This is a genomic window from Aquimarina sp. EL_43, from assembly GCF_943422735.1.
GTDB lineage: Bacteria > Bacteroidota > Bacteroidia > Flavobacteriales > Flavobacteriaceae > Aquimarina > Aquimarina megaterium.
In genome coordinates this window covers 3593084-3615763 of record NZ_CALSBR010000001.1, presented here as the reverse complement: position 1 = coordinate 3615763, position 22680 = coordinate 3593084, and the positions used below count along the sequence as shown (strand labels likewise).

Annotated in this window: 19 protein-coding genes; 14 read left to right on the top strand and 5 right to left on the bottom strand. The window is 32.7% G+C overall.

Translation table 11 applies throughout. From position 1 onward, the window contains the following. Position 1 precedes the first annotated feature (1 nt). From NNL09_RS15490 to NNL09_RS15480, 3 genes are all read right to left on the bottom strand, one after another. Positions 2-1237: a sensor histidine kinase gene (locus tag NNL09_RS15490; RefSeq protein WP_196909782.1), complete on the bottom strand. Its 1236-nt coding sequence runs from the start codon at positions 1235-1237 to the stop codon at positions 2-4. A gap of 146 nt (positions 1238-1383) precedes the next feature. Further along, a complete protein-coding gene (locus NNL09_RS15485; protein ID WP_196909781.1) occupies positions 1384-2646 on the bottom strand; it encodes a hypothetical protein in 1263 nt (420 codons plus the stop codon). Positions 2647-2680: 34 nt separating this feature from the next. After that, entirely contained in the window at positions 2681-3598 is a 918-nt protein-coding gene (locus tag NNL09_RS15480) for a T9SS type A sorting domain-containing protein (RefSeq protein WP_025667986.1), read from the bottom strand. 214 nt (positions 3599-3812) lie between these two features. Here NNL09_RS15480 and NNL09_RS15475 point away from each other — a divergent pair, with 214 nt between their 5' ends. From NNL09_RS15475 to NNL09_RS15450, 6 genes are read left to right on the top strand one after another with little or no spacing between them, the layout of a single operon-like run. Further along, complete coding sequence (locus NNL09_RS15475; protein WP_051476154.1) at positions 3813-4439, top strand: trimeric intracellular cation channel family protein; 627 nt, start codon at positions 3813-3815, stop codon at positions 4437-4439. Between the two features lie 55 nt (positions 4440-4494). Beyond that, positions 4495-4965: a PaaI family thioesterase gene (locus NNL09_RS15470; protein WP_196909780.1), complete on the top strand. Its 471-nt coding sequence runs from the start codon at positions 4495-4497 to the stop codon at positions 4963-4965. Positions 4966-5000: 35 nt separating this feature from the next. Then, a complete protein-coding gene (locus tag NNL09_RS15465) occupies positions 5001-5660 on the top strand; it encodes a class I SAM-dependent methyltransferase (RefSeq protein WP_196909779.1) in 660 nt (219 codons plus the stop codon). A gap of 8 nt (positions 5661-5668) precedes the next feature. Continuing rightward, positions 5669-6019 carry a hypothetical protein gene (locus NNL09_RS15460; RefSeq protein WP_196909778.1) on the top strand — a complete coding sequence of 117 codons (351 nt, stop codon included), beginning with the start codon at positions 5669-5671 and terminating at the stop codon, positions 6017-6019. A 49-nt stretch (positions 6020-6068) separates the two neighbouring features. After that, positions 6069-7175: a hypothetical protein gene (locus tag NNL09_RS15455; protein ID WP_196909777.1), complete on the top strand. Its 1107-nt coding sequence runs from the start codon at positions 6069-6071 to the stop codon at positions 7173-7175. Continuing rightward, the gene (locus NNL09_RS15450; RefSeq protein ID WP_196909776.1) at positions 7176-7691 is read left to right on the top strand and encodes a hypothetical protein; all 516 of its coding nucleotides are present in this window, start codon (positions 7176-7178) and stop codon (positions 7689-7691) included. It begins immediately after the preceding gene. A 379-nt stretch (positions 7692-8070) separates the two neighbouring features. On the opposite strand, the gene NNL09_RS26195 is transcribed toward NNL09_RS15450, so the two are convergent. After that, on the bottom strand, positions 8071-8205 hold the full coding sequence (locus NNL09_RS26195) for a hypothetical protein (protein ID WP_255518897.1): 135 nt from the start codon (positions 8203-8205) through the stop codon (positions 8071-8073). A gap of 167 nt (positions 8206-8372) precedes the next feature. On the opposite strand from NNL09_RS26195, the gene NNL09_RS15445 reads away from it, so the two are divergent. Further along, positions 8373-8825 (top strand): GNAT family N-acetyltransferase, encoded by a 453-nt coding sequence (locus NNL09_RS15445; protein WP_196909775.1) that lies wholly within the window; start codon positions 8373-8375, stop codon positions 8823-8825. 80 nt (positions 8826-8905) lie between these two features. Here the strand turns inward: NNL09_RS15445 and NNL09_RS15440 are convergent, their stop codons facing one another. Further along, entirely contained in the window at positions 8906-13978 is a 5073-nt protein-coding gene (locus tag NNL09_RS15440) for a GEVED domain-containing protein (protein ID WP_196909774.1), read from the bottom strand. 826 nt (positions 13979-14804) lie between these two features. Between NNL09_RS15440 and NNL09_RS15435 the strand changes: the two genes are divergently transcribed. The 7 genes from NNL09_RS15435 to NNL09_RS15405 all read left to right on the top strand — a co-directional run bounded on the left by NNL09_RS15435 (position 14805) and on the right by NNL09_RS15405 (position 22651). Then, the gene (locus tag NNL09_RS15435) at positions 14805-15137 is read left to right on the top strand and encodes a hypothetical protein (protein ID WP_196909773.1); all 333 of its coding nucleotides are present in this window, start codon (positions 14805-14807) and stop codon (positions 15135-15137) included. Positions 15138-15472: 335 nt separating this feature from the next. Then, positions 15473-17806, top strand: coding sequence for a TonB-dependent receptor domain-containing protein (locus NNL09_RS15430; protein ID WP_196909772.1), 2334 nt, complete (start codon positions 15473-15475; stop codon positions 17804-17806). A 53-nt stretch (positions 17807-17859) separates the two neighbouring features. Further along, entirely contained in the window at positions 17860-19101 is a 1242-nt protein-coding gene (locus NNL09_RS15425; RefSeq protein WP_196909771.1) for a PepSY domain-containing protein, read from the top strand. A gap of 192 nt (positions 19102-19293) precedes the next feature. After that, on the top strand, positions 19294-19728 hold the full coding sequence (locus NNL09_RS15420) for a hypothetical protein (protein ID WP_196909770.1): 435 nt from the start codon (positions 19294-19296) through the stop codon (positions 19726-19728). A gap of 69 nt (positions 19729-19797) precedes the next feature. After that, entirely contained in the window at positions 19798-20622 is an 825-nt protein-coding gene (locus NNL09_RS15415; protein WP_196909769.1) for an OmpA family protein, read from the top strand. A 195-nt stretch (positions 20623-20817) separates the two neighbouring features. Then, positions 20818-21771, top strand: coding sequence for a bifunctional helix-turn-helix transcriptional regulator/GNAT family N-acetyltransferase (locus NNL09_RS15410; RefSeq protein WP_025668001.1), 954 nt, complete (start codon positions 20818-20820; stop codon positions 21769-21771). A 433-nt stretch (positions 21772-22204) separates the two neighbouring features. Continuing rightward, positions 22205-22651, top strand: coding sequence for a hypothetical protein (locus tag NNL09_RS15405; protein WP_025668003.1), 447 nt, complete (start codon positions 22205-22207; stop codon positions 22649-22651). Positions 22652-22680 lie beyond the last annotated feature (29 nt).

Genomic DNA, 22680 nt, shown 5'->3' with positions numbered 1-22680 from the left:
CTTAGTCACTTATTATGGTATAAGGTATTTTTAAAATTACTTTAGTACCTACTTTCACATTTTCGTAGGTAAAACCAATATCTGTCTTGTAGTAATCTTTTAATAATAACAATCTATCTTCAATTGCTTTGGTAGAAAAAGATTGATTTGCTTCATTTACTTTATTTATGGTTTTAGATGCTCTTAACCCTACACCATTGTCGGTAATAATACACTTAAAAACCTCATCTTGCTGAAATTCTAATTTTAATATTTTCTTACCTTCCTGTTTATGTAACAACCCATGTTTTATCGCATTCTCTACAAAAGGTTGAATAATCATAGATGGAATTTTTATATCTCCTATAGTATCTGCTCCCTCAATACTATATTCTAAAGAGTCTCTAAACCTAAGGCGTTCTAATTCTAAGTACTTTTTTAAAAGAGACAATTCTTCCTCAAAATACACAAAGCTCTTTTCGCTCATATTAAGGTTACCTCGTATTAAAGTGGCAAATTGAGTTAGATAATCATATGCTTCTTGTTTATCTCCCTTAAGTACCAGGTTCTGAATCGAATTCATGGCATTAAACATAAAATGAGGATTCATTTGTGCTTTTAAAGATTTTAGCTGTAAATGTGCTACCTCACTTTTTTTTGTCTCCTCTAACTGTTTATATGCCAATGCTAATTTTTCTTCGTTAGCAATATTATGCTTTTTAAAATAATTTACTATTGCATAAATACTGTAAAACAAACAAGTAATAACTACAACTTGTATTCTATTAGGGTGATCTACTGGGTAAATATCAAAAAAATAATAAGGGATAAAAAAACAAATAATGCTTAACAATGTGCATATAATCGGAATGCTATTTTTTTGATAAATAGATAAACAAATTCCCGGAATCAAAAGAAAATAATACTCTGTATAGATACCGGGATTAACTTTTAATGCCGATAAATTAATAAAGACAAATAGATATGCAATCCACATGATTTTTGCATAATCAAAAAGATGTTTTTTGTTACATACTAATATGCTTATTAAGGCAATGTAAGAAACGTACGCTGTAAAATGGTCTGATATCGGTTTTTGAACAAAAATTAAATCTCCTACATAAAAAATCATTGACGTGTGTAAACAAATTAAAACATAAATATTTACAAGTCTTGTTCGTTTGTTTTGTATATCAGAGAATGTATCGGCAGTACCAATCGCAATTATTTTTTTATATAGCGCTATAATTTCTTTCATCCATTTTTTTATACTATCAATTATAAAAATAATTTTTCGATATAAATAAAATTGTTTCCGAATAACTGTTTTATGTTTCCAGATTGCCTAATCTGGTAGAGTTAACTCTATCATAAAAACACTATATACTGATAGGATCATGGTTATTACTTCACATAGGTACACTCTAAAACATTCTGCCCTCTAACAATACCTTCTGTAAAAACTTTTTGATACCCGTTACCATTGTATTGTTGTGCAAATGTCGCATACTGAAAACTACATTTACCATCCTTACGTTTCATAATAATAACACCCGATATTCGTCTGCCAAGCTGTACACCTGTTAGTGTATTTCTGTAAATGCTCCAATCGTTACCCGTGAAATAAGCTTTGATAATCGTTTCTTCCCAGTGATATTGGCTTGCCCAGGATTTTGCCGCCAGTGTAGCTTGTTTTTCTAATGCTAAGTTACTAAATCCTTTTGCTGGCAAACGTCTGTTTTTTATGGCTTCGGCTTCCTTTGCAGCATATGTCTTTTCTGTGTATTCCTTTGCCTTTAATGACCAATCTTCCAGTTTTGCATCTATTTTATCCTGAGTTTCTTTACTCACCAGTAAATTTCGTATTACTTTTTGATCTTTATGAAAATAATTAAAAGTCTCGTATGTACCCCATGTAGATTTTCCTAAATCACTTCCCGAACTATATTTTGCCCAAATAATCGATAGCGGACTTTCTACAAACATATACTCTCGTCTATTGCCTCCAACATCATAAACATCGACTCCTAAAACCTTACTTAGTTCTATCATAAAACTATAATCTTCGCTATGACCATTAGATAATTTTAAGAGTAGTTCTTTGCCTTTTTCAACATCTATATTCACCGAATTAAACGACTCTCCATTATGCAATTCTTTTGCGGCTGGATAATAAAGGTTACTATCACTATCAACAGCTTGTGCGCCAACCCCACCTGTCATAATCTGTTTTGAAAAGTCTATTGCCCAATCTTCTACTTTCTTTTTATTCATACCAGCGACCTTAGCTTTATCTGCACTAAAGAAATTGGCATATAAAAAAGTCTCCCAAATACCTTCTCCTATAGCTACTGCCGGTGTTTTAGGAGCTACAGATATATAGCTATTTTCATCATAAGGGATCACATAGATACCCGAAGTACCATAAATAGTTTTCCCTGAAGCTTTACTTGCGTCTGGATTATAAGTATAAACAGCTGGCATACATTGTTTACAAGAGGCCATAGCTAATAATTTTACACCATTGTTTTCACCAATTTGCAAAATTTGTTGTTTTTTCCCGTCTCGTGAGGGTTCTAATAAATAAACCATTTGATCTTGCGCATAGAACTGGTTAAAAAAAGAAAGGTTGAGTATTAAAACTAATATGTGTAAGTAGTTTCTCATGATAGTATGCGATTTAGATAGGTTACGAAGTATATTATTCTTTTATAATCTTTTTTCTTATTGTTTTACTTTTTGTCTCTATCACAAGCCAATATATTCCTCTCTTTATCTCTGAAATATTTAGTTCATTAGTATTCTGTTTCTCTGTTACATTTTCTCCAACGAATGTATACAAAGTGAGTTTCTTTACTATTTCTTCAGATCGAATATTAACAAAGTTATTTGCCGGATTTGGATATACAATGATGTCATTATTTACTCTTTTACCTGATTCTGGCACCTCATCAGAAAGAGGTCCCAAATCTATTTGAGTACTTGCACTTTGCGGACAAACATGACTATAACTAGCCGAAGTATCTTTTTGCCAATGTCCATTTACAGGAGGAGTGAATCCTGGATCAATATTAATACATGCTAATTTTGGATTATTAGTAGCGATTAGATAAAAGTTCGTCACGGGATTATTTCCATTTGCTATATCCAATGCCTTAAGGTCTGGATTACCACGGCAATCTAGAAAACTTAAAGATGGGTATCTGCTTACATCCAAATCGGTTAATTCATTAAAAGAGCAATACAATCCTTCTAAAACAAGGTTGTTTCCCAAATTCATTTTATGTATTTGATTTCCGTCTACCTGAACAACTCTTAGGTATTTATTGTTACTCAAATCTAATTCGGTTATCAAATTATTTCTCATGTAAAAGCCGGTAATATTGGTAAAAAAATGTATTCCGGTTAAATCAACTATGCTGTTTGCCGAACTAACCCAAAGATTGCCCGTAAAGTTTTGCGCTTCTGCTACATAAATTTCGCCATCATTGTTTATATCGATTGCAGGAGAATGATTAAGTAAATTATTTTTGAAGTTTGCATCAGGAAAATTAATAATCTGACAGTAACTATGTACAGCCATAAAAAATAAACCTAGTGTAAGTAATTTTTCTTTCATTTTTAAAGTATCTTAAATATATTATTTACTAAAAGTAACAGTTAAGATTTCAGACCAATAAAACGATTTGTGAATCGTAATTTGAGTTTGTGAATAGTTTAGATAATTAATTGCTTCTTAAAAACATGTTTCTTTTTTATTATGTAAATAACACAAAACTTTAATATTTTAAAATCAGATAAGTTATATTACATTTAACCTCAAAATCAATGAAATGACAATTTTTAATATCTTAGATATTTTAGGAACCATTGCATTCGTAATATCGGGGTCATTAAGTGCAATGCACCGAAAATTAGATCTCTTTGGGATTTTTATCATTGCATTTGTCACTTCTATTGGTGGAGGTACTATTCGAGATATTCTTATAGGTAATACCCCGGTTTCCTGGATGCAAAATACAACCACGATGTATTTAATAGGAGGAGTAACTATATTTTCTATCATTTTTAGAAATAAGCTCGATTACCTTAAAGGATCGATTTTCTTATTTGATACTATTGGATTAGGAGTATTTACGATAATTGGGGTTGAAACTGGGATTAATGCAGGATTAGAACCTATTGTTTCGGTTGCTCTGGGAGCTACAACTGGATGTTTTGGAGGTGTAATACGAGATATTTTATGTAATGAAATACCGGTACTCTTCAGAAAAGAAATATATGCTACCGCTTCTATTGCAGGTGGAGTTTGTTTTATGGTGCTATACTCGTTTGATTTGGATCAAAATATCACATATATCTCTACTGCCATGTTAATCATTATAATTCGATTACTGGTCGTAAAATATAAAGTATCATTACCTTTATTCACCACAGCAAACAAAGATCTTACGAATTGATTTTTCTAGATAATTAGTCTCTTATTAAGCATAATTTTGTTACTTTTCACATAGAATGAAATTCGAGCCTAAATCAGATACGTATAAGAAAAAAGTTAAAGAAAGCTTTGAACGTCAAGAGTTCATGAAGCTAATCAATGCACAACTGATTGATGTTCAACCGGGATATTGCGAGATTCATGTACCTTATCATTCGAGTTTAACACAACAACATGGTTTTTTTCATGCTGGCATCATTAGTACAATTGCCGATAATGCAGCAGGATATGCTGGATTTTCATTGATGGAAGAAAACTCCTCTGTTCTAACAGTAGAGTTTAAGATCAATTTAATAGCACCCGGAGACGGAGAATTGTTAATAGGGAAATCAAGCGTATTAAAAAATGGAAAAACTTTAACGATTTGTAAATCAGAAGTATTTATCATAAAGAATGGTGTAGAAAAACTGTGTGCTGCCGCGCAACTAACATTAATTGAGCTTAAAAATAGTAGTGATCAGAAAAGTAGTAATCCTGATAAGAAATAGAATAAATTGTTATATCCCTTTTTTTTAATCCAAAAATGACAGAAGAACAACTTAAAAACATAGCCCAACAATTACGAAAACCCGAGGGAGATTGGGGAATAGAAATGGGTAAAAAGATGAATGTCGGTAATAAACTTATCAACCTTCACACTATTAATGCATTGGTCCCAAAGGCAAATGATGCAATATTAGAAATCGGTATGGGAAATGGTTTTTTTGTGAAAGACATTTTTACTCTTGAAAATACTGTACAATATAAGGGTTGTGATTATTCTAAAGAAATGGTGAATAAGGCCACTACCCTAAATAAGAAGTTAATAAAAGAAGGAAAAGTTGGTTTTTTCTTAGCCAATGCCGATAAGATTCCTTTTGAAGATGGTGAGTTTAATACTGTTTTCACCATTAATACCATTTATTTTTGGGAAGACCCCCAACGTATTTTAGAAGAAATTAGAAGGGTTTTAAAGCCCAATGGGAAATTGATTATTTCTTTAAGACCAAAATCAAGTATGGCAGCATATCCTTTTGTGAAATATGGATTTGATATGTTTACTAAATCAGAAGTATTTCAATTATTACGCAATAATGACTTTATCGTTACCAATCATATTGAAAAGGAGGAACCGGGACAAGAAATTGACGGAAAAACAATGAAAGTAGAGACCCTCATTGTTTGTGCTCAAAAAAATCAATAGATCGTATAATGAGTATCATTCAATCCATAGAATTATTTACCGCAATAAATCTAGGAATAGTTGGTTTGTCTCATTTTTTACAACCAGGGATGTGGGTAGAATTCTTTCAATTTTTAAGTATAAAAAAACATGTAGGTAATATTTTTAATGCATTACTTACCTTAGGAGTAGGATCTATCATTTTATCTTTTCACTTTATTTGGTCTTGGCCCAAAATACTGATAACAGTGTATCTTACTAATCTCGTTAGATTTGAAAATCTAACTATTAGCAACAAAATTATCAACAGAACACATGAATATTTACCCTTTTATATCTATCCGCTTCTTTACCTCTTAATGTTTACTGTTATCCCGTAACACTAGTTTTCTTTCTTTTACTTAGCTTTGAATTCTAAATTTTAACTATATGAAAAATTTATTAAAGCTTACATTCTTTTTTGCAATGATCTTATTGATGATTGGTTGCCAAAAAGAAGAGCTATCTATAGAAAATCATATTAGCCAAAAGGCAAAAGCATGGTATGAAGAGAATCACAATCAAAAGTTTGATGAAAACCCAAATTATTACGGTGCTCCCGATTGGAAAGGTTATTTCCTAGTTGAAGATAATATCTACTTCCCTTTAATATCTAAGACAACTACGACTAAAAACAAAATAAAACTAGAGAATTTACCAAACAAGATTTACGCAAAGTCTTATATAATTTTGACTATAGATAAAAGTGAATTCAAAGAGTCACTAAAAGTTTTTCTTAATACAAAAGATAATTTCAGGAATATTGAACAAATGCTTAAGTTACCGTATATAGAATACAAATACTCTAGTTATAATAACAATATTACCTCTGAAAGCACCTCATTTTTTCAACCTAATAACGCAGAGGCTCATAAAGAAATACTCAATCCTATAACGTCAACACAGATCACAGCAAAAGCAGATTGCCAAACATTTTATGTGATCAATACAATCTCTGTAGATGGTAATCCTGTTCAGATCGATGTGCTCTATAGCTATGAAGTATGTGACGGTGGCTCTGGAGGCGGCGGTGGCTCTGGAGGTGGTGGTATTGGTACGGGCGACGGTTCACGACAAGCAAGAATACCTCATTGCTCAAGTTGGGAATATGCTCGAAGAGGTTTAGTTAAAGGAGCTTCGGTTACTGGTATGCAAGCTTTCTTCTTTACAGCTTATTCTGATACAGGTGGTATTGGACTTGAATCTAGAGTTGTTAACTTTCCAACACTTTATTTTATTGTCCCTAACTCTTATAAAAACGGACACGCAGCTACAGCCACAGCATCAATGATGCACTTAGCAGAAGAAGATACAGAAATATATTTTAAGCAAAATCCTAAGGCTAGTGCGTTACAAGTCGAGAACTACTTCTTTGATAGGATGAAGGATAGAATGAGAGAAATTGGAGGAAGCGTATCAAAACAAAACCCATATAATTTTAAAAATCCAGCACCTTTTGTACACAGTTTAATTACAACAGGTAACTGCAATACTTAAATGACAGTATTATTAACTATAATAACTATTCTAATGGGAAGCCCTTTAAACACAGAGCTTATTGGTAAACATATAAGTGAGATTCCTAGTGCTAAACTTAACGTAAAAGAGATTAGCTATAACTCTTATACAATCACTCCAAACACAGGTATTTATTTAGGAAAACCATATCAATCTTTTAGTATTGTAACAGATAAAAACGATGTGATTAAAGAGCTTTCCATTAGAATGAATCACGCCATAGACAAGTCTTTTTTTAATCGTATGGTAGAAGAGTATGGTGATCCTTTTGCCCTTTATAAAATAGATGAAATTCTAGAGACAAAAACCTCATTTCATGAAGACGGGGGAAGTTCTACAAGCTCAAAAGGCTCTATGAAGAAATGCACATTTGAAGAAGACCCAATATTTATAATTTGGAATATAAAAGAACAAAGCATAATTGTTAAAATAAAAAGGCAAGGCTCATTTCCAAGTACTTCAATAAGTTTAGAGAATAAAGGTTTCTGGAGATAATTAAATTGGTGTTATACGAAAATGGGATACTTCTCTTATGTAATCTTGGTTGCCTACTTTCGTATAACACCAATAACCTTATCTATTTCAACAAACGTAAGTATGTTATGACTTTGTAAATCTGCTACTTTAAATAAAAATTCTTGTTGTGCTATTGTCTTGCTTTGAGTAAAGAAATCCATTTGAAAGATCAACTGATCGATTTTAAGCTCCTCTAAAGCCTGTCTTTGATTCTTTATCAAAGAACTCTATGGTCTTCATTTTCACCTCTACTGGCTTGTCTACTCTTGTTTCTTCTTCCCATCTAAAAGTTATATCGTTCATAAAGCTTGAGAACGCATAAACTGTTACACTATCATTCTGCTTGTTAAGAGAGTATTTATAGTGCTCTGTTTATACTTTTTATAAGCATATCTTTTTTAGACGACTCAGTATCCTCATAGACACCTCGAATTGCAGAAATAACTTCGTTCTTAAGTTCAGAAAAAACCGAACGTAGTTGATTGTTTTTCAATGTTTTAAAGTTTGTATTTCTTAGTTGATATAAAATTAATTGATTTAAAAAATGAATATCAAGAGTATATATTTAAAAACTAGACAGATTTTACTATCAAAATATAAGATAGTATTACCTTTATAAAAGGATTATTTGAGTCAAAGTGCTCTATATACGTATACACTATGAATTTCAGAAAAGCAACCCAAGAAGATATTCCTTTCATCGTACAAATGATTGCTAATGATGATCTAGGAAAAACCCGAGAAAACTATCAAATCCCTCTCCCAAAAGAATATTTTGAAGCCTTTACAGCTATTAATGCAGATCCAAACCAGGAATTAATTGTAGTAGAAAATAATGATTTTGAAATTATTGGCACTTTACAATTATCTTTTATACAATACTTAACGTACCAGGGAGGAATACGAGCTCAAATTGAAGCTGTACGAATTCGGGAAGATCAAAGAGGTAAAGGAATAGGGCAAAAAATGTTTGAGTGGGCCATAGCGCGAGCAAAACAAAAAAGAGCACATGTATTACAACTTACTACAGATAAAAAACGATCCGAATCCATACGGTTTTATGAAAAATTAGGATTTATAGCCTCTCATGAAGGTATGAAACTTCATTTTTAAGTTTAACATCTATATGGTTTATAAAAAAGGCTGTCTTTTCAGACAGCCTTTTATAATAACAAACCTATTTATACTTAAAACTAATATTTAAGGACTTGTAAAGTTTCTGTTTTTGTATCTGTCATTATTTTCACAAAATAACTTCCAGACATTTTGATCTGCTCACCCAGAGTTATTTGTCCAGGGTTTTTTCCATATTTTTTATCAATCAACAATTTTCCTTGTATATCGTAAACTTTTACTACTAAATCCTTTTTATCCAATGTTGATGTATTGATCACAAAATTTTCGGTAAATGGATTAGGAGAAATAGTAATGGTATTACCTAAGCTATAATCATTGCGATTTTTAACTCCCATTACTTTGGTAGTAATCGTCTGATTTGGATTTGTCTGATATGCATAATCCAAAATAGTGTAAGATAAACCATCATTAGCTACAGAGATATGAAACCACCCATAATGTGTGTTACCACTAACCTTAAAAGTAAACCCTACAAAGCCAGATTTTCCTTTCCAATCGGTATAGTCTGAAGAACTTATAATGTAACTATTAGATTCTGCCCTAAAATTACTAGCACTATCAATTCCTATCCCCTCTCCTATTAATGTCACATTTTTACTAGCATCTACACAGACAAGATCTTTATCATAAGTAACCAATCTTACAGAATTGCTAGTATACCAGGCACCATAATCTTTATTATCTCCGGTTTCTATTCTAAAGAACTCCCAGGTATTTGATGAGGTAACGGTTATATCATTAATATCTACATAGACCACTCCTGTATCTGTATTACAAGGCGTACAAGAACCACCGCAATCTATTCCGGTTTCATCTCCATTCTGGATACCATCATTACAAGTAGGTGTAGAACCTGTTCCTATAGAGATCGTATAATCTTCAACTTCGCCATAATCAAAAGAGCCACATGGTGATGGTATTGTATTGTACCTCATTGATACTCGCATTCTGGTATTTCCATTTTTTGCTCCATCAGGAATTGTGAAGCTTCCACTTACAGAAGTATCTTTTGATGCCGCTTTGCTCCACACTTGTTCATTAGGATCTTCAAAATCCCCATCTTGATTATAATCAACCCATACGCTATAAGCTTCAGAGTAAACTGTACTGGCCCATTTTGGAGTTATCGTAATCGTATGAGCAATTCCTTTAGACAAAGCTGTTGATACAGAGGTAAAATCATTATACCCTCCACTTCCTACTGCAGATGTATTATCAATAGTACCTAATTGAACTCGACTAATATATTCTGCAGATGGGTCATTACCATTCGCTGCACAGTAAGTTAAAGTAGCACAAGGAGTACATGAACCACCACAATCTACACCAGTTTCATCTCCGTTTTGAATACCATCATTACAGGTAGGTGTTGTCTGGCAAGGAGTACATGAACCTCCGCAATCTACACCGGTTTCATCACCATTTTGGATACCATCATTACACGTTGGCGTTGTGCTATTTCCAACATACACCGTATAATCTTCTACTTCTCCCAAATACGTATCATTTCCGCAAGGATTTATTTTATCTTTAGATCCATATCCCATTCGCACTCTCATTCGTAATGGAGTTCCCGTTAAGGCAGAAGAAGGTACAGTTACTGTGCCATTATAGGGCCCAGGACCGTAAAGAGAAAATACTTCTTCATCTGTATCTATAAAATCCCCATCCTGGTTCCAATCGATCCAAGCTCCAATTGCATTATATGACCAATGTTCATTTATAGTCTTTATTGTTAATGCAATTTGCTCCCCTTTTTGAACAACTGTAGATAAATTGGTATGATCAGAATAGGGATTATGAGCAGTACTGTTATTGATATCTCCAAAAACTACCTGAGTAATGTGTAACGAGCTATCTTCATTAGATGCGTCACAAAACGTTATAGGTGCTTTTTCAATATTTAATGTTATCGATTTAGAATCTGTTGCACCATCATTATCATATGCTGTAACCGTTAATTCATGTTGCCCTGGAGACAGAAAGTTTAATTTATTAATATGAGTCCATTGATAAGGAGCTACATAATCTGTAGAAATTAATTCTCCGTCTACTTTTAATTCTGCTTTTTCGACTTTCTCGTCATCTTTTATAACAGTCTCTATAGCTATATTTTCTTTTTGAACAAAATTCTGTCCGTTAGAAGGTTTTAGCAATGTAATTACCGGTGGAGTATTAACCGGAGCTGGATCATTAGTAACAATTATAGAGTAATCTTCAATTTCTCCAATACTGTTTTGCGTTCCGCAAGGAGTTATATTATCTTCTGCTCCATAACTCATTCTTACTCTCATTCGTGTTGTCCCTAATTTTGCACCAGATGGAGGCGTAATTTGTTTCGTATAAGGCCCCGCAGCATATTTACGAAAAACTTCTTCTCCAGCATCGACAAAATCTCCATCTTGATTCCAATCAATCCATACCCCTAATGCATTATACGTCCAATGTTCATTTTGTACTGTAATATCTAATGTAGTACTTTGATTGGTTCGTATTATTGCTGCCAGCGAGGTATAATCTACATAAGATGTTGTGTATCCTGAAGTATTTTCAAAATCACCTAATTGAATTTTTGTGATATGAACATCGTCTCCTCCTTCTTTATTTGTGGCACTACAATATGTATTTGCACTAGACGGGTATACTTTAATATAATTCTGAATCGTTTTTGTATCGCTGCTTCCTCCTGTTCCTTGTGCTGTTAAGGTAACATTATATTCTCCTGGAGAGTTATATGTTATCTGTGGTTTTTGTTCGTTAGTAGCGCTAGAAGGAGCACCAGAAGGGAAAGACCAGTCAAGACCTGTAATATGGCCTGTAGATTCGTTTACAAAATTTATTTTTCCTCCTGCAATAGTAGTTTTATTTGTAGCCGAAAACCCTGCTACAGGATTATCACTAATATCGGCATCTTTAAGTGGTCCTGTGATTATAAAATCGGCAGAACGGCTACCTGATGAGTTTAAATTTTTAAAATACCCAACAGTATACTTAAAGTTATTTACGAGTTCATTCTCTCTAAGTTTTAATATAGTATTATCAAGTTGTTGAGCAATATCTTTAGGAGCTGCTCCTGATCCTGTTCCTGTTATCTTACCTTCTATTTTAAAACGTCTATAGGATTTTTCGGCATCGATCGAAACCGAAATATTACTGGTATTGGGCAGGTTTCCTATTTCATTTTGAATTGCAGCAGGACTTCCTATACTAATTTGATTATCATCAGACCAACTTGTTGTGGGTTGCCACCCTATAACTTCTTCATTTTTTACCTTATTTAAGAAATTATTATACGAAGTTTCTCCATTATTTCTAAGCTCACTTACAAAATTATCAAATCCAGAGATGTCATTATTTCGGGTATACTCAAAAAAACGTTTTAAATAGTCAAAATTATTAAGGTACCAATTATACCAGGCCGCGTTTCCGTAGGTATAATGATAAAAATTTCCACTATCATAACTCGAATTAAAAACAGTATTAAGAGAAGGCCAACCCGATCCTCTATTGATAATCGCTCTGGTATTTTGCGCTAGCATTTGTACTCCATTAGTATCTGTAGATCCGGCAAAAAAGTCGGCCATACCTTCTTCATACCAAACTAATCGACTGTTGTTATAAATCTCTGATGATCCCCAGTTACCTGGCACCAAATATCTTCCTTGCAAATAATGACAATATTCATGTCTAAATAATGATTCTAAAGATAAAGAGCTTTCTACTCCTACAGTTCGATCCCAAGTATAAAAAGTCGCAATCCCTTCTAAGTACATCCCCCCATTATCGGTACGAATACCAAATAACAATGGTGCATAATCATCGTATTGCTGTTTAGAACCAAAAACAATCATGTTAATAGTAGTATTGGTATCTCCTGCAACCGGTTCATCGGTTTGTACTAATCTAAAAAACTGACTTTGCACTTGTTTAGCTGCATGATATAGGTTTTGTATTTTTTCATCACTAAGAGGAGTACGAATGATCATTTTATCATCATCATAAGATACTGTCTTAGGAAACAAATATTCTTCTACTTCTTGTCGTATCGATAATGGATGTTGACAAAGGTTATATGCACTACAATCTCCATATTTATTCAAGGCCATTTTTGCTTTTGCCCAACTGGGAGATAATTTGGGAAAATAATTGGTTATAGCTGCCAGGTGTCCTTGTATATCTCCAATAAGTTTATCTGATTCTGCTAATATGGCCAATGCACCTGTTGCATTTTGCCATAAATATTGAAAATCTCCTCCTTTATTAATTAATGCACTATTTACTGCTGCCTTTCCTAACAGGTCAATAGATTGTTTGTCACTAACCAATCCGTTTACGAAATCATCGGTTACTGTATTATAAAAAGCATTGTAAACTGCATTAGTTGCTTTTGTATATGCTTTTTGTATATCAGGATCAGTAATAGATGTCCAGGTTTCATTAACTGCAAAATCTCGTAGCACTCTCTCAAAAAGATTGATAGAAGCTGCTTTATGACGTGATTTTAAATCGCCTGCAACGATTAGTATTTCCTGTAATACATCCATAGCATATACATTATGATTAAGAAGTGATGAGTTACTTCCCAAACCAGCGATTGCCTCATGTATTGCCTTATAAGTGTCTGGAGTTAAATCAATTGATGTTTGATTAAAATCCAGATAAATAGCAATATGTAAATAAATTGTTAATCCAAACATACCCGTGCTATTGGTACCATTATAAGAGGATGCCAAACCTCTTACTTCATTAGCAACAGCTTTTACTTTGGCATTAGAAAAAATACTAGTCGAATAAGAGCTATAGCTAAATAGATCCCTATAACAATCATAATCATGAGTTTGCCTCATAGCACTAATTAATGCAGAAGTAGATAAACTTCCCCATTCTGCATTGGTACTATATTGGCAAGCAGCCTTTCTAGCGATTCCAAAAGTATTGTCTTTGGCTTTAGCATTCGGAATAGGGCCATCATCTTCATGAGAAACTCTCGAGCAATGATCAGATGAATGATTTGATGACTTCGGTATAGGTTTGTGATGTTGAGCAAATGATAACTGGATTATCATTATAAGGCCAAAAAGCAGCCACATTGTTTTTTTCTCAAATAGAGAATACTGTAAAGATTTCATAAGATTTGTGTAAAAATATCCCTCGATCTTTTATATAGGTTTATCGATTAGGATAAATAAGTTAAGTTTTAAATAAATAAGTATTTCTCGAGAGTAAAGGATATTCTTTATACTCGAAAATAGGTAATAAGCCCTTTATGATATTGTCTATATATAATACAACACCATAAATTAGTAATCGTTTAACATCTATATGAACGAATATATTATTTACGGTCACTAGATGTTTCTTTGCCTTTTAATTGTATGTAAAAATCAAAGCAAGTGTCTTTTAAAAATAAACTGAATCCAAACAATTATGCTGGGCCAGTATCTTCATAAATACGCTGAAGTGTAGAAATAATTTTGTTCTTGTGTTCAGGGAAAATTGAACGTAGTTGGTTGTTTTTCATTGTTTTAAAGTTTGTGTTTCTTAGTTGATATAAAATTAGTTGATTTAAAAAATGAATATCAATAGTATATTATCCAAAACCGATCTAATATTAACCTTAATTTGATCGTTTATCTTTTTTGATGGTATAAATAGTATTTCATAAATCAAATAGGCTTATAATCAGTAGAAGTACGATCAAAGAAAAATGTCTATCTCAAAAGCTTAGAACAGCTTCTAAAAAAATAATAAAATACCATTAAAGTGGTCCATACAGATGTTATATGATTTCCATAAAATTTTAAAGGTCAACGAATAGGCTTTTTAACAACAGCTTATTTGTTTTTTAGAATAAAAGAACAATCCAAATTTGTATTTTTGCACGAAATTTTATGCATACTGATGAGAATTCTATTCTCCATATTATTATTTTTTTCTTTTGCCATACGCCCTGCTATGGAAATCAGTACCGTACTCTACTACCAACTTAATATCGACACTATTGTAGAAAAATATTGTGTGAATAAAGAACGCCCTCGTCTTAATTGTAATGGTAAATGTTATTTAATGAGTCAAATGAAGGCAAAAACACAACCTTCAAAAGAAAATTCTGATACTACCATTATAACAGAAGCTTTTATTCCTCTATTTTTTCAGGAAAACACAATACAAATAAAAAACACAAATCCGTTTGTTTCAGAACATACTCAGAATTGGAAATTAAAAGACTGCCGTTTAAAAACTATTTCTAAAGATATTGATCACCCTCCTGAATATACCTTTTCTTAATTACACTCCATATTTTGAATTTAATTTTTGGATAGGTCATTAGTTCTTATTCAAACATTACTATTACAAAAAATTCAACATTTTTTAATATTAAAAAGGCGGTACTTTCTGTTATCAGTACTAAGATTTTTAGTTGAATAAATACATAGTAAAATTCAAAAATCATCAATCTATATACCTCGACAAAGAAAAAATTAGATTCTTTGTTTGGTTCTGTATGAAAAGGTTTTTGAGTTCAGGCTATTTATTTTCGGCTTACTACGCTTAAAAGCGTGGTGTTTTTAATGGTACCCTAATAATTAGGAAAGAATCGTCATTGCAACTCATTATATACAATGAAAAACATATTAGTTTATGCAGTTACCCTATGTTTAGGGGTATACGGCTATACACAACAATCATATAAAGGAAAAATAGTAGACTATACTAACAATCCATTATCAGGGGCAACTATTATTGAATCTAATAGTACCACTAATGGAGTAATGAGTGACTCGGAAGGAGTTTTTAAAATTACATTAGAAAACTCTACAGAAGTCACTATTAGTTTTCTGGGATATATCCCCAAAAAAGTAAATTTAACAAATGCTTTTAATACCATTAGATTAGCAGAAGATAATGTAGCCTTAGAAGAAGTTTTGGTAACCTCTGCCAGTAGAGAAATTCAAAAACGTTCTGAAGTACCGGGATCTATTGCTTCAATACAAACGCAGGCAATTGCCGAAACCAAAGCTTTTGGTATTGACCAATTGGTAAACCAGGTGCCCGGAGTATTTATGTCTACTTCACGATCAGCAAGTAATGAACAACATTTTATGGCTGTTCGTACTCCTATTTCTACAAAAGCGTTGTTCTTATACCTGGAAGACGGTATGCAAATTCGACCTACTTCGGTATTTAATCATAACGCATTATTAGAGATGAACAATACCTCTTTTGGTCGAGTTGAAGTATTAAAAGGCCCGGCTTCAAGTATCTATGGTAGCGAAGCTATCGGAGGTAGCTTTAATTTTATTACCAAAAACCCAACAGAAAAACTTAGTGGTGGTATTGGTTTTCAAATTAATGACTTAGGGCTAACTCGATATGAGTTTGAAGTTTCTGATCAAACCAGTGAAAACTTCGGCTTCTATTTGGGTAGCCATCATGTACAGCGAAAAGATGGCCCCATAGAACATAGTGATTATGAAAAGTTGGCTGTTACTTTTAAAACAGTGTATGACATTACCGAAACCGCAAGATGGACAACTGTTTTTGATCTTGTAGATTATCGGTCAGACATGTCTGGTTCTTTAAGTGAAACTGATTACAATGAAGGAAATTATGAAAGTGATCAAACGTTTACCGAAAGAGAAGCAATTACATTTAGAGTTAGAACTACACTAGACAAATTTTGGAACGATACCAATAAAACTTCATTCAATTTTATGGTTAGAAATAATCGAATGGATCAAATTCCGTCCTATAGAATACGTCAATTTAGAAATCAGGGGCAATTAACAGGATTAGGTTCGGGAGAAGTAAACTCTAATCGGTTTAAAAGCTTTGTAGGATTAATTCAGCATAAGTTAGATTTCAACTTTGCCAATTCTTCATTAATCATTGGTACTACTGCAGATTACTCACCACAAGATTATGTAGCAGAGACCATACAAGTCGTTGTGGATCCCGAAACAGGAAGAAATCTGGAGTATGCTGTTAATTCCAGAGATTTTATTCTTAATTATAAAGCTAATATATTTAATTATGCTGGCTTTTTTCAATATGAAATATCACCTGTAGAAGCTTTAAAAGTAACCGCAGCACTACGGTATGATGGTTTTGAATACGATTATGACAATCAAGTCGAAACCGTAGGCGTAGATGATGCTGTCGATAATTTTAATAATCTAACTCCAAAGTTAGGTGTCAATTATAATTTTAATACAAAAACCGGGATGTATGCAAACTATTCACAAGGGTTTGCACCTCCTCAGGTTTCTACATTGTATCGCAATCGAAATGAACTACTAGGTATAAAACCAAGTCGTTATCATAATTACGAACTTGGAGGTTATTTTGCTATTCCTTCAAAATTAAAATTAGATGCTGCTATTTATCTTCTCGAAGGGCAAAACACCTTAATTACCTTAAGAGATCAGGATGATAATTTTTTTAGCACCAATGCTGGTAAAACTCGATCATATGGTATTGAGTATGGCATAACCTGGATTCCTATAGAAGGATTATCGATAACCCATAATGGTAGTTATGCACAGCATCGTTATGTAGAGTTTTTTGATAGAGGAATTGACTATTCTGATACCGACAGAGAAACAGCTCCCAATCTATTAGGGACTTCTTTAATTACTTATCGTAAGAATTATGAAAACAATTTTGGATTTAGTATAACGGCAGAACACGAATTGGTAGGTAAATACAATACCAGTTTTGAAAATCAGATAGAAAATGAAGATGGCACTTTTGATACAGCAACCTATGATGGGCATTCTATTTTTAACCTAAGAACTACCATTCATTATAAAGGTTTTGAAATATGGGGTCATGCACTTAATGTTTTTGATGAGTTGTATGCCGCCAGAGCCTCTTTTAATAGATTTAGAGGAGAAAACAGTTTTACGATTGGAAACCCAAGAGCTTTTCATCTTGGAGTGAAATATACCTTCTAATAACCAGTCCTCGCAGGTTTTAAAAACCTGCGAGGATTAAATTTAGTTAAGAAATGAAAAAAAATCAAAAATTAAATCAATGGCTTTGGAAATGGCACTTCATTGCTGGATTAATATCGCTTCCATTTATCATTGTACTTTCTATAACCGGCGGGATATATTTATTTAAAACAGATTATGAAGCTTCGAAACATAAAGACATTAAAGAAGTCGTTGTACAAGGAGCTCCGATTTCTCTTCAAAAACAGTGGGAAATCGCAAACAAAAATGCTGTAAAGAAACCCAATACAATGGTTCTAACTTCTACTGCTAACCAGGCCACTGAATTTATATCAGGGCGTTTTGGTGGTAAAAGCAGTTTATATGTAAATCCATATTCGGGAGATGTTTCTGGAGAAATCATCACCAGAAATACTAACATGTTTAAAATTAGAAAACTGCACGGTGAATTGCTAGCAGGTAAATTTGGAACCAAAATCGTTGAACTTATTGCTAGTTGGATGGTGGTTCTAATACTCACCGGATTATATGTTTGGTGGCCCGACCGTGGTCGCAAAATAAAAGGTGTTTTTATTCCCAGAACAAACGAGGGGAAAAGAACATTTTATAGAGATATGCATGCAATTACAGGATTTTGGATTTCTGGGTTATTACTCCTTATTCTCGCCGGTGGTTTTCCCTGGACAGATGTAGTTGGTGAAAATTTTAAAAACCTTCAGAAAATAACCAATACAGGCTACCCCACTACATGGAAAGGACATCAATTACAATCAAAAGATAAAGGAGATGCTTTAACATTAGATCAGATGGTAGCAAAGGCAAAAGGTCTTCAACTCCCAGGAACAGTACTCGTTCATTTTCCAAAAGGCCCTAAAAGTGTTTTTAGCGTGTCTAATGTAAACCCGTCAAACCTAAATACTCAAAAAAAGATTCACTTTGATCAATATTCTGGCAGGCAAATTCTATCTAATAATTGGGATGATGTTGGGGTTTTGATGCGTGGTCGAATGTGGGTTATGGCATTTCATCAAGGAGAGTTTGGAGCCTGGAGCTGGTGGTTGATGTTACTAACTGCGATAGCATTAACTATAATGAGCATCTCAGCACTGGTTTCTTATATAATACGAAAACGTAAAGGAAATTGGGGAGTCCCAAAAGTACCTGTAACCTTCAAAATCGGGTATGGAATCATCATACTGATAGGAATCTTAGCCATCGTATTTCCTTTATTCGGAACAAGTCTTCTCTTGATCATTAGTACAGAATATCTAAGAAATAAAATAAAAAAGTCTTAATCTAATGTATATGTTAGCTTTCATTCTAATTACAGCAATTTCATTTTGCCTCCTTTTTATTATTATGCAAATGCATAAAATGAATAAAATCGGACAGCAATACAAAGCAGCTAAACTTCATAAGAAAAAGGAAAAATAATATCTTTGAAACGTTTAGGCTATCTAAAAAATAAAAACTTAAAAATTACAATTATGAAATCATCATTTTTATACACAACTTCACTACTCCTATTAGTATTTATATCCTGTAATCAACTTTCTAAAGAAGAACAAGAATTTGATACTCTCATGCAAAAAGTAATTGATGTACATGACGAAGTTATGCCAAAAATGGGAGAAATGAGTAGTCTTATTAAAGAATTAGAAACTAAAATAGATACCACTGATCAAGGGAAATCGTATGCAAAAGCACAACAAGATGTAAAAGATGCTTATGACTTTATGATGACCTGGATGAGCGATTTTAGTGATAAATTCCCTCATGAAGAAGAAGGCAGTACAACAGATCCAGAAAAGGTATCTTCACAAATAAAACTGCTTAAGGAAGAAGAAATTAAAGTGAATTCTTTAAAGGATCAAATCAATTCTAGTATTAAAAATGCTAAGCAACTATTAGAAAAGTCATAACGACCAGTTGCCATGTTATTTATAAAAATGTTTTACTTTAGCAATTGCAACAAATCATATTAAAGATCGATGAAAAAAATTATTTTATTTGTTTGTGTATTGTTTATTTCGACTTTGTCTATTCATGCACAGAAAAAAAAGGACCTTCTTGAAGAGATAGATAAACTAAGAAAGGAATTAAAAACTACCGAAGCCGAGTTAAATGATTCTCGTAAAAAGGAAAAAGCTACATTAACTCAGGTAAAAACGATGGAAGCGCAAGTAAAGGATCTAAAAGAAACTAATGCTTCTCTTTTGACCAACATGAGTAGTTTTACCGAGTTATCTAATCAGAAAGCTAAAAACTTAGAAACTTCTCTTAAAAGTCTTCAGGAAAAAGATAAACAAATTAAGACCATAAACGATGCAATTGGAAAAACTGATTCTACCAAACTAGCCACGTTAACGGTTTTAAAAAATGCACTTGGTAGTGATGCTAATATTGCCGTACAAAACGGAGCTGTGTTAATCACTCTGGCTAATACGGTATTGTTTGGTGAGGATGATAATAATTGTGTTATTGAAGATAAAGCAAAAGGTATCTTAGGAAAGATAGCAAATGCCTTAAACGCAAAACCTGATTTAAAAATCATTGTCGAAGGAAATAGCAATGCTATTAATTTTAAGGACAAAAGTATTAGCGATAATTGGGATCTTAGTACAAAGCAAGCTGCATCGGTAGTAAGAGCGTTACAAAATGATTTTAAAGTAGACCCTAAAAGAATGGATGTTCTGGGAAAAAGTGAATATGGTTCGCAAAGTATAGAAACTGCTACCAGAATCATAATTGATCCAAAATTTGATAAGTTCTATGGTCTTGTTAAAGAGAATATGAAAAACGGATCTAAAAAGTAAAATACTTCTATTTTATATAAAAGACCCGATCCTTGTGATCGGGTCTTTTAGTACAAAAACGTTAAAAAATATAGGGTTTCAAACTGTTTTTTAGTGTTCTACCCCATCCTACTATCTTCAGGGAAATGAATTTATTTTGAAAAAAGAAAGTAAATTGTTATATTTACGTAACTGATTACGTAATTAATTATGCAAATGAATTTTTTTGATAATATTGGTATTATAGCCATTGGCACCAGGCTTAGAATGTTAAGTGAGAAAATGACAGAAGATGCTACAAAAATTTATGAAATGTATAATGTAGATTTAAAACCAAAATGGTTTCCTGTGTTTTATGTTCTGTCTCAGAATGGCGAAAAATCTATTACCGCTATAGCTAATGAGATTGGCCACTCTCACCCCTCTGTAAGTAAAATTGTTCGGGAGATGGTTAAAGAACAAATTTTATGTGAAAAAAAAGACAAAAATGACGGGAGAAAGAATAATATCGCATTAGCTCCTAAAGGCAGGCAGATCGCAAATCATATTAAAGATCAATATACCGATGTACAAAAAGCTGTAGAAGTTACATTAAATCAGAGTAGGCACAATATGTGGCATGCTATCGAAGAATTTGAATTTCTTTTGAATCAAAAATCAATGTTTCATCGCGTTAAAGAGGAAAAGAAACTTAGAGAAATAAAAAAAGTTGAGATCGTTCCTTATGAGTCTAAATATAAAATTCCATTCAAAAACCTTAATGAAGAATGGATTACTACCTTTTTTAAGATGGAAGAAGCCGATCGTAAAGCTCTGGATAACCCAAAAGAGTACATTTTAGACAAAGGAGGTGAAATAGTAGTCGCATTATATGAGGAAAAACCTGTTGGTGTATGTGCCTTGATAAAAATGGATGATCCTCACTACGATTTTGAACTTGCCAAAATGGCTGTTTCTCCACAAGCAAAAGGTAAAGGTATAGGTTGGTTATTAGGAAAAGCTATAATTAAAAAAGCACAATCGTTAAATGCGCAAAAAATATATTTAGAAAGTAATACCGTATTAGAACCTGCAATTAACCTGTATCATAAACTAGGGTTTAATAAAGTAGCGGGGCACTCAACTCCATACGAGCGATGTAATATCCAAATGGAATTGATATTGGACTAAAATATGGCTATAATCTCGGCGTTAGGCAGGAGTTGAATCTAAAATCCTTTCATAATGGATTTGTTTACTTGTTTTACCTCAGCTCCTCCACGCCGAATCATAGCCTATATTCCTTTAGAATATTTAATTCTGGTCTTAAAAATAATAATTTGAATCCGTATTCCTAGTCAGAAATTAAAGATTTGAATACTCCTGATACATAATACAGGTAAAAAAATAACAACCGAAGAACTATTATTTTCGAAAAAAAAGTATCAATTTTTCTTAGAAATCGATGTATTTCATAAATATCGAAATAAATAAAACCAACTACCTCTACACATATAGAATACTTAAAATCAATATTTTAACAATACCACAAAAGCGAATCAAGTTCTTTTATCTCGTCTTTTTTTCGTAACTTAATAAGATACTCACTTTAAACCTCTCAATCATGAAAACCTTAGTACTGATTCTATTAGGGGTGTGCTTTTTTTCTACTGTTACACGGCAGAATAAAACTACCGATATTGAGCCTTATAACCTTGAAGGTGTTTGGGAACTTAAACATCAATTTCTTTATGAAGATAACCAAATAAGCGATACTATATTAAATCAAAATGGATATCGCCAGGTTAAAATGTATAGCAAAGAAAAAGTGATGTGGACTCGCTTTGATCCAAAAGATAATAACGAATGGTTTGGTTATGGCACCTACTCAATTAAAGATGGTGTGCTCGAAGAACGCTTAGAATATGCTTCGGGACCAATGATGAAAATTGTAGATACCATTCAAGTTTTTAGATTTGAACTAATGATGGATTCTAACTCTTATCAACAAATTAATATAGATAAAAATGGGCAATATACACTTGCCGAAAACTACAGTAGAGTTGAGTAAATCCTTTTTAAGAAAATTAAGTCAAAAAC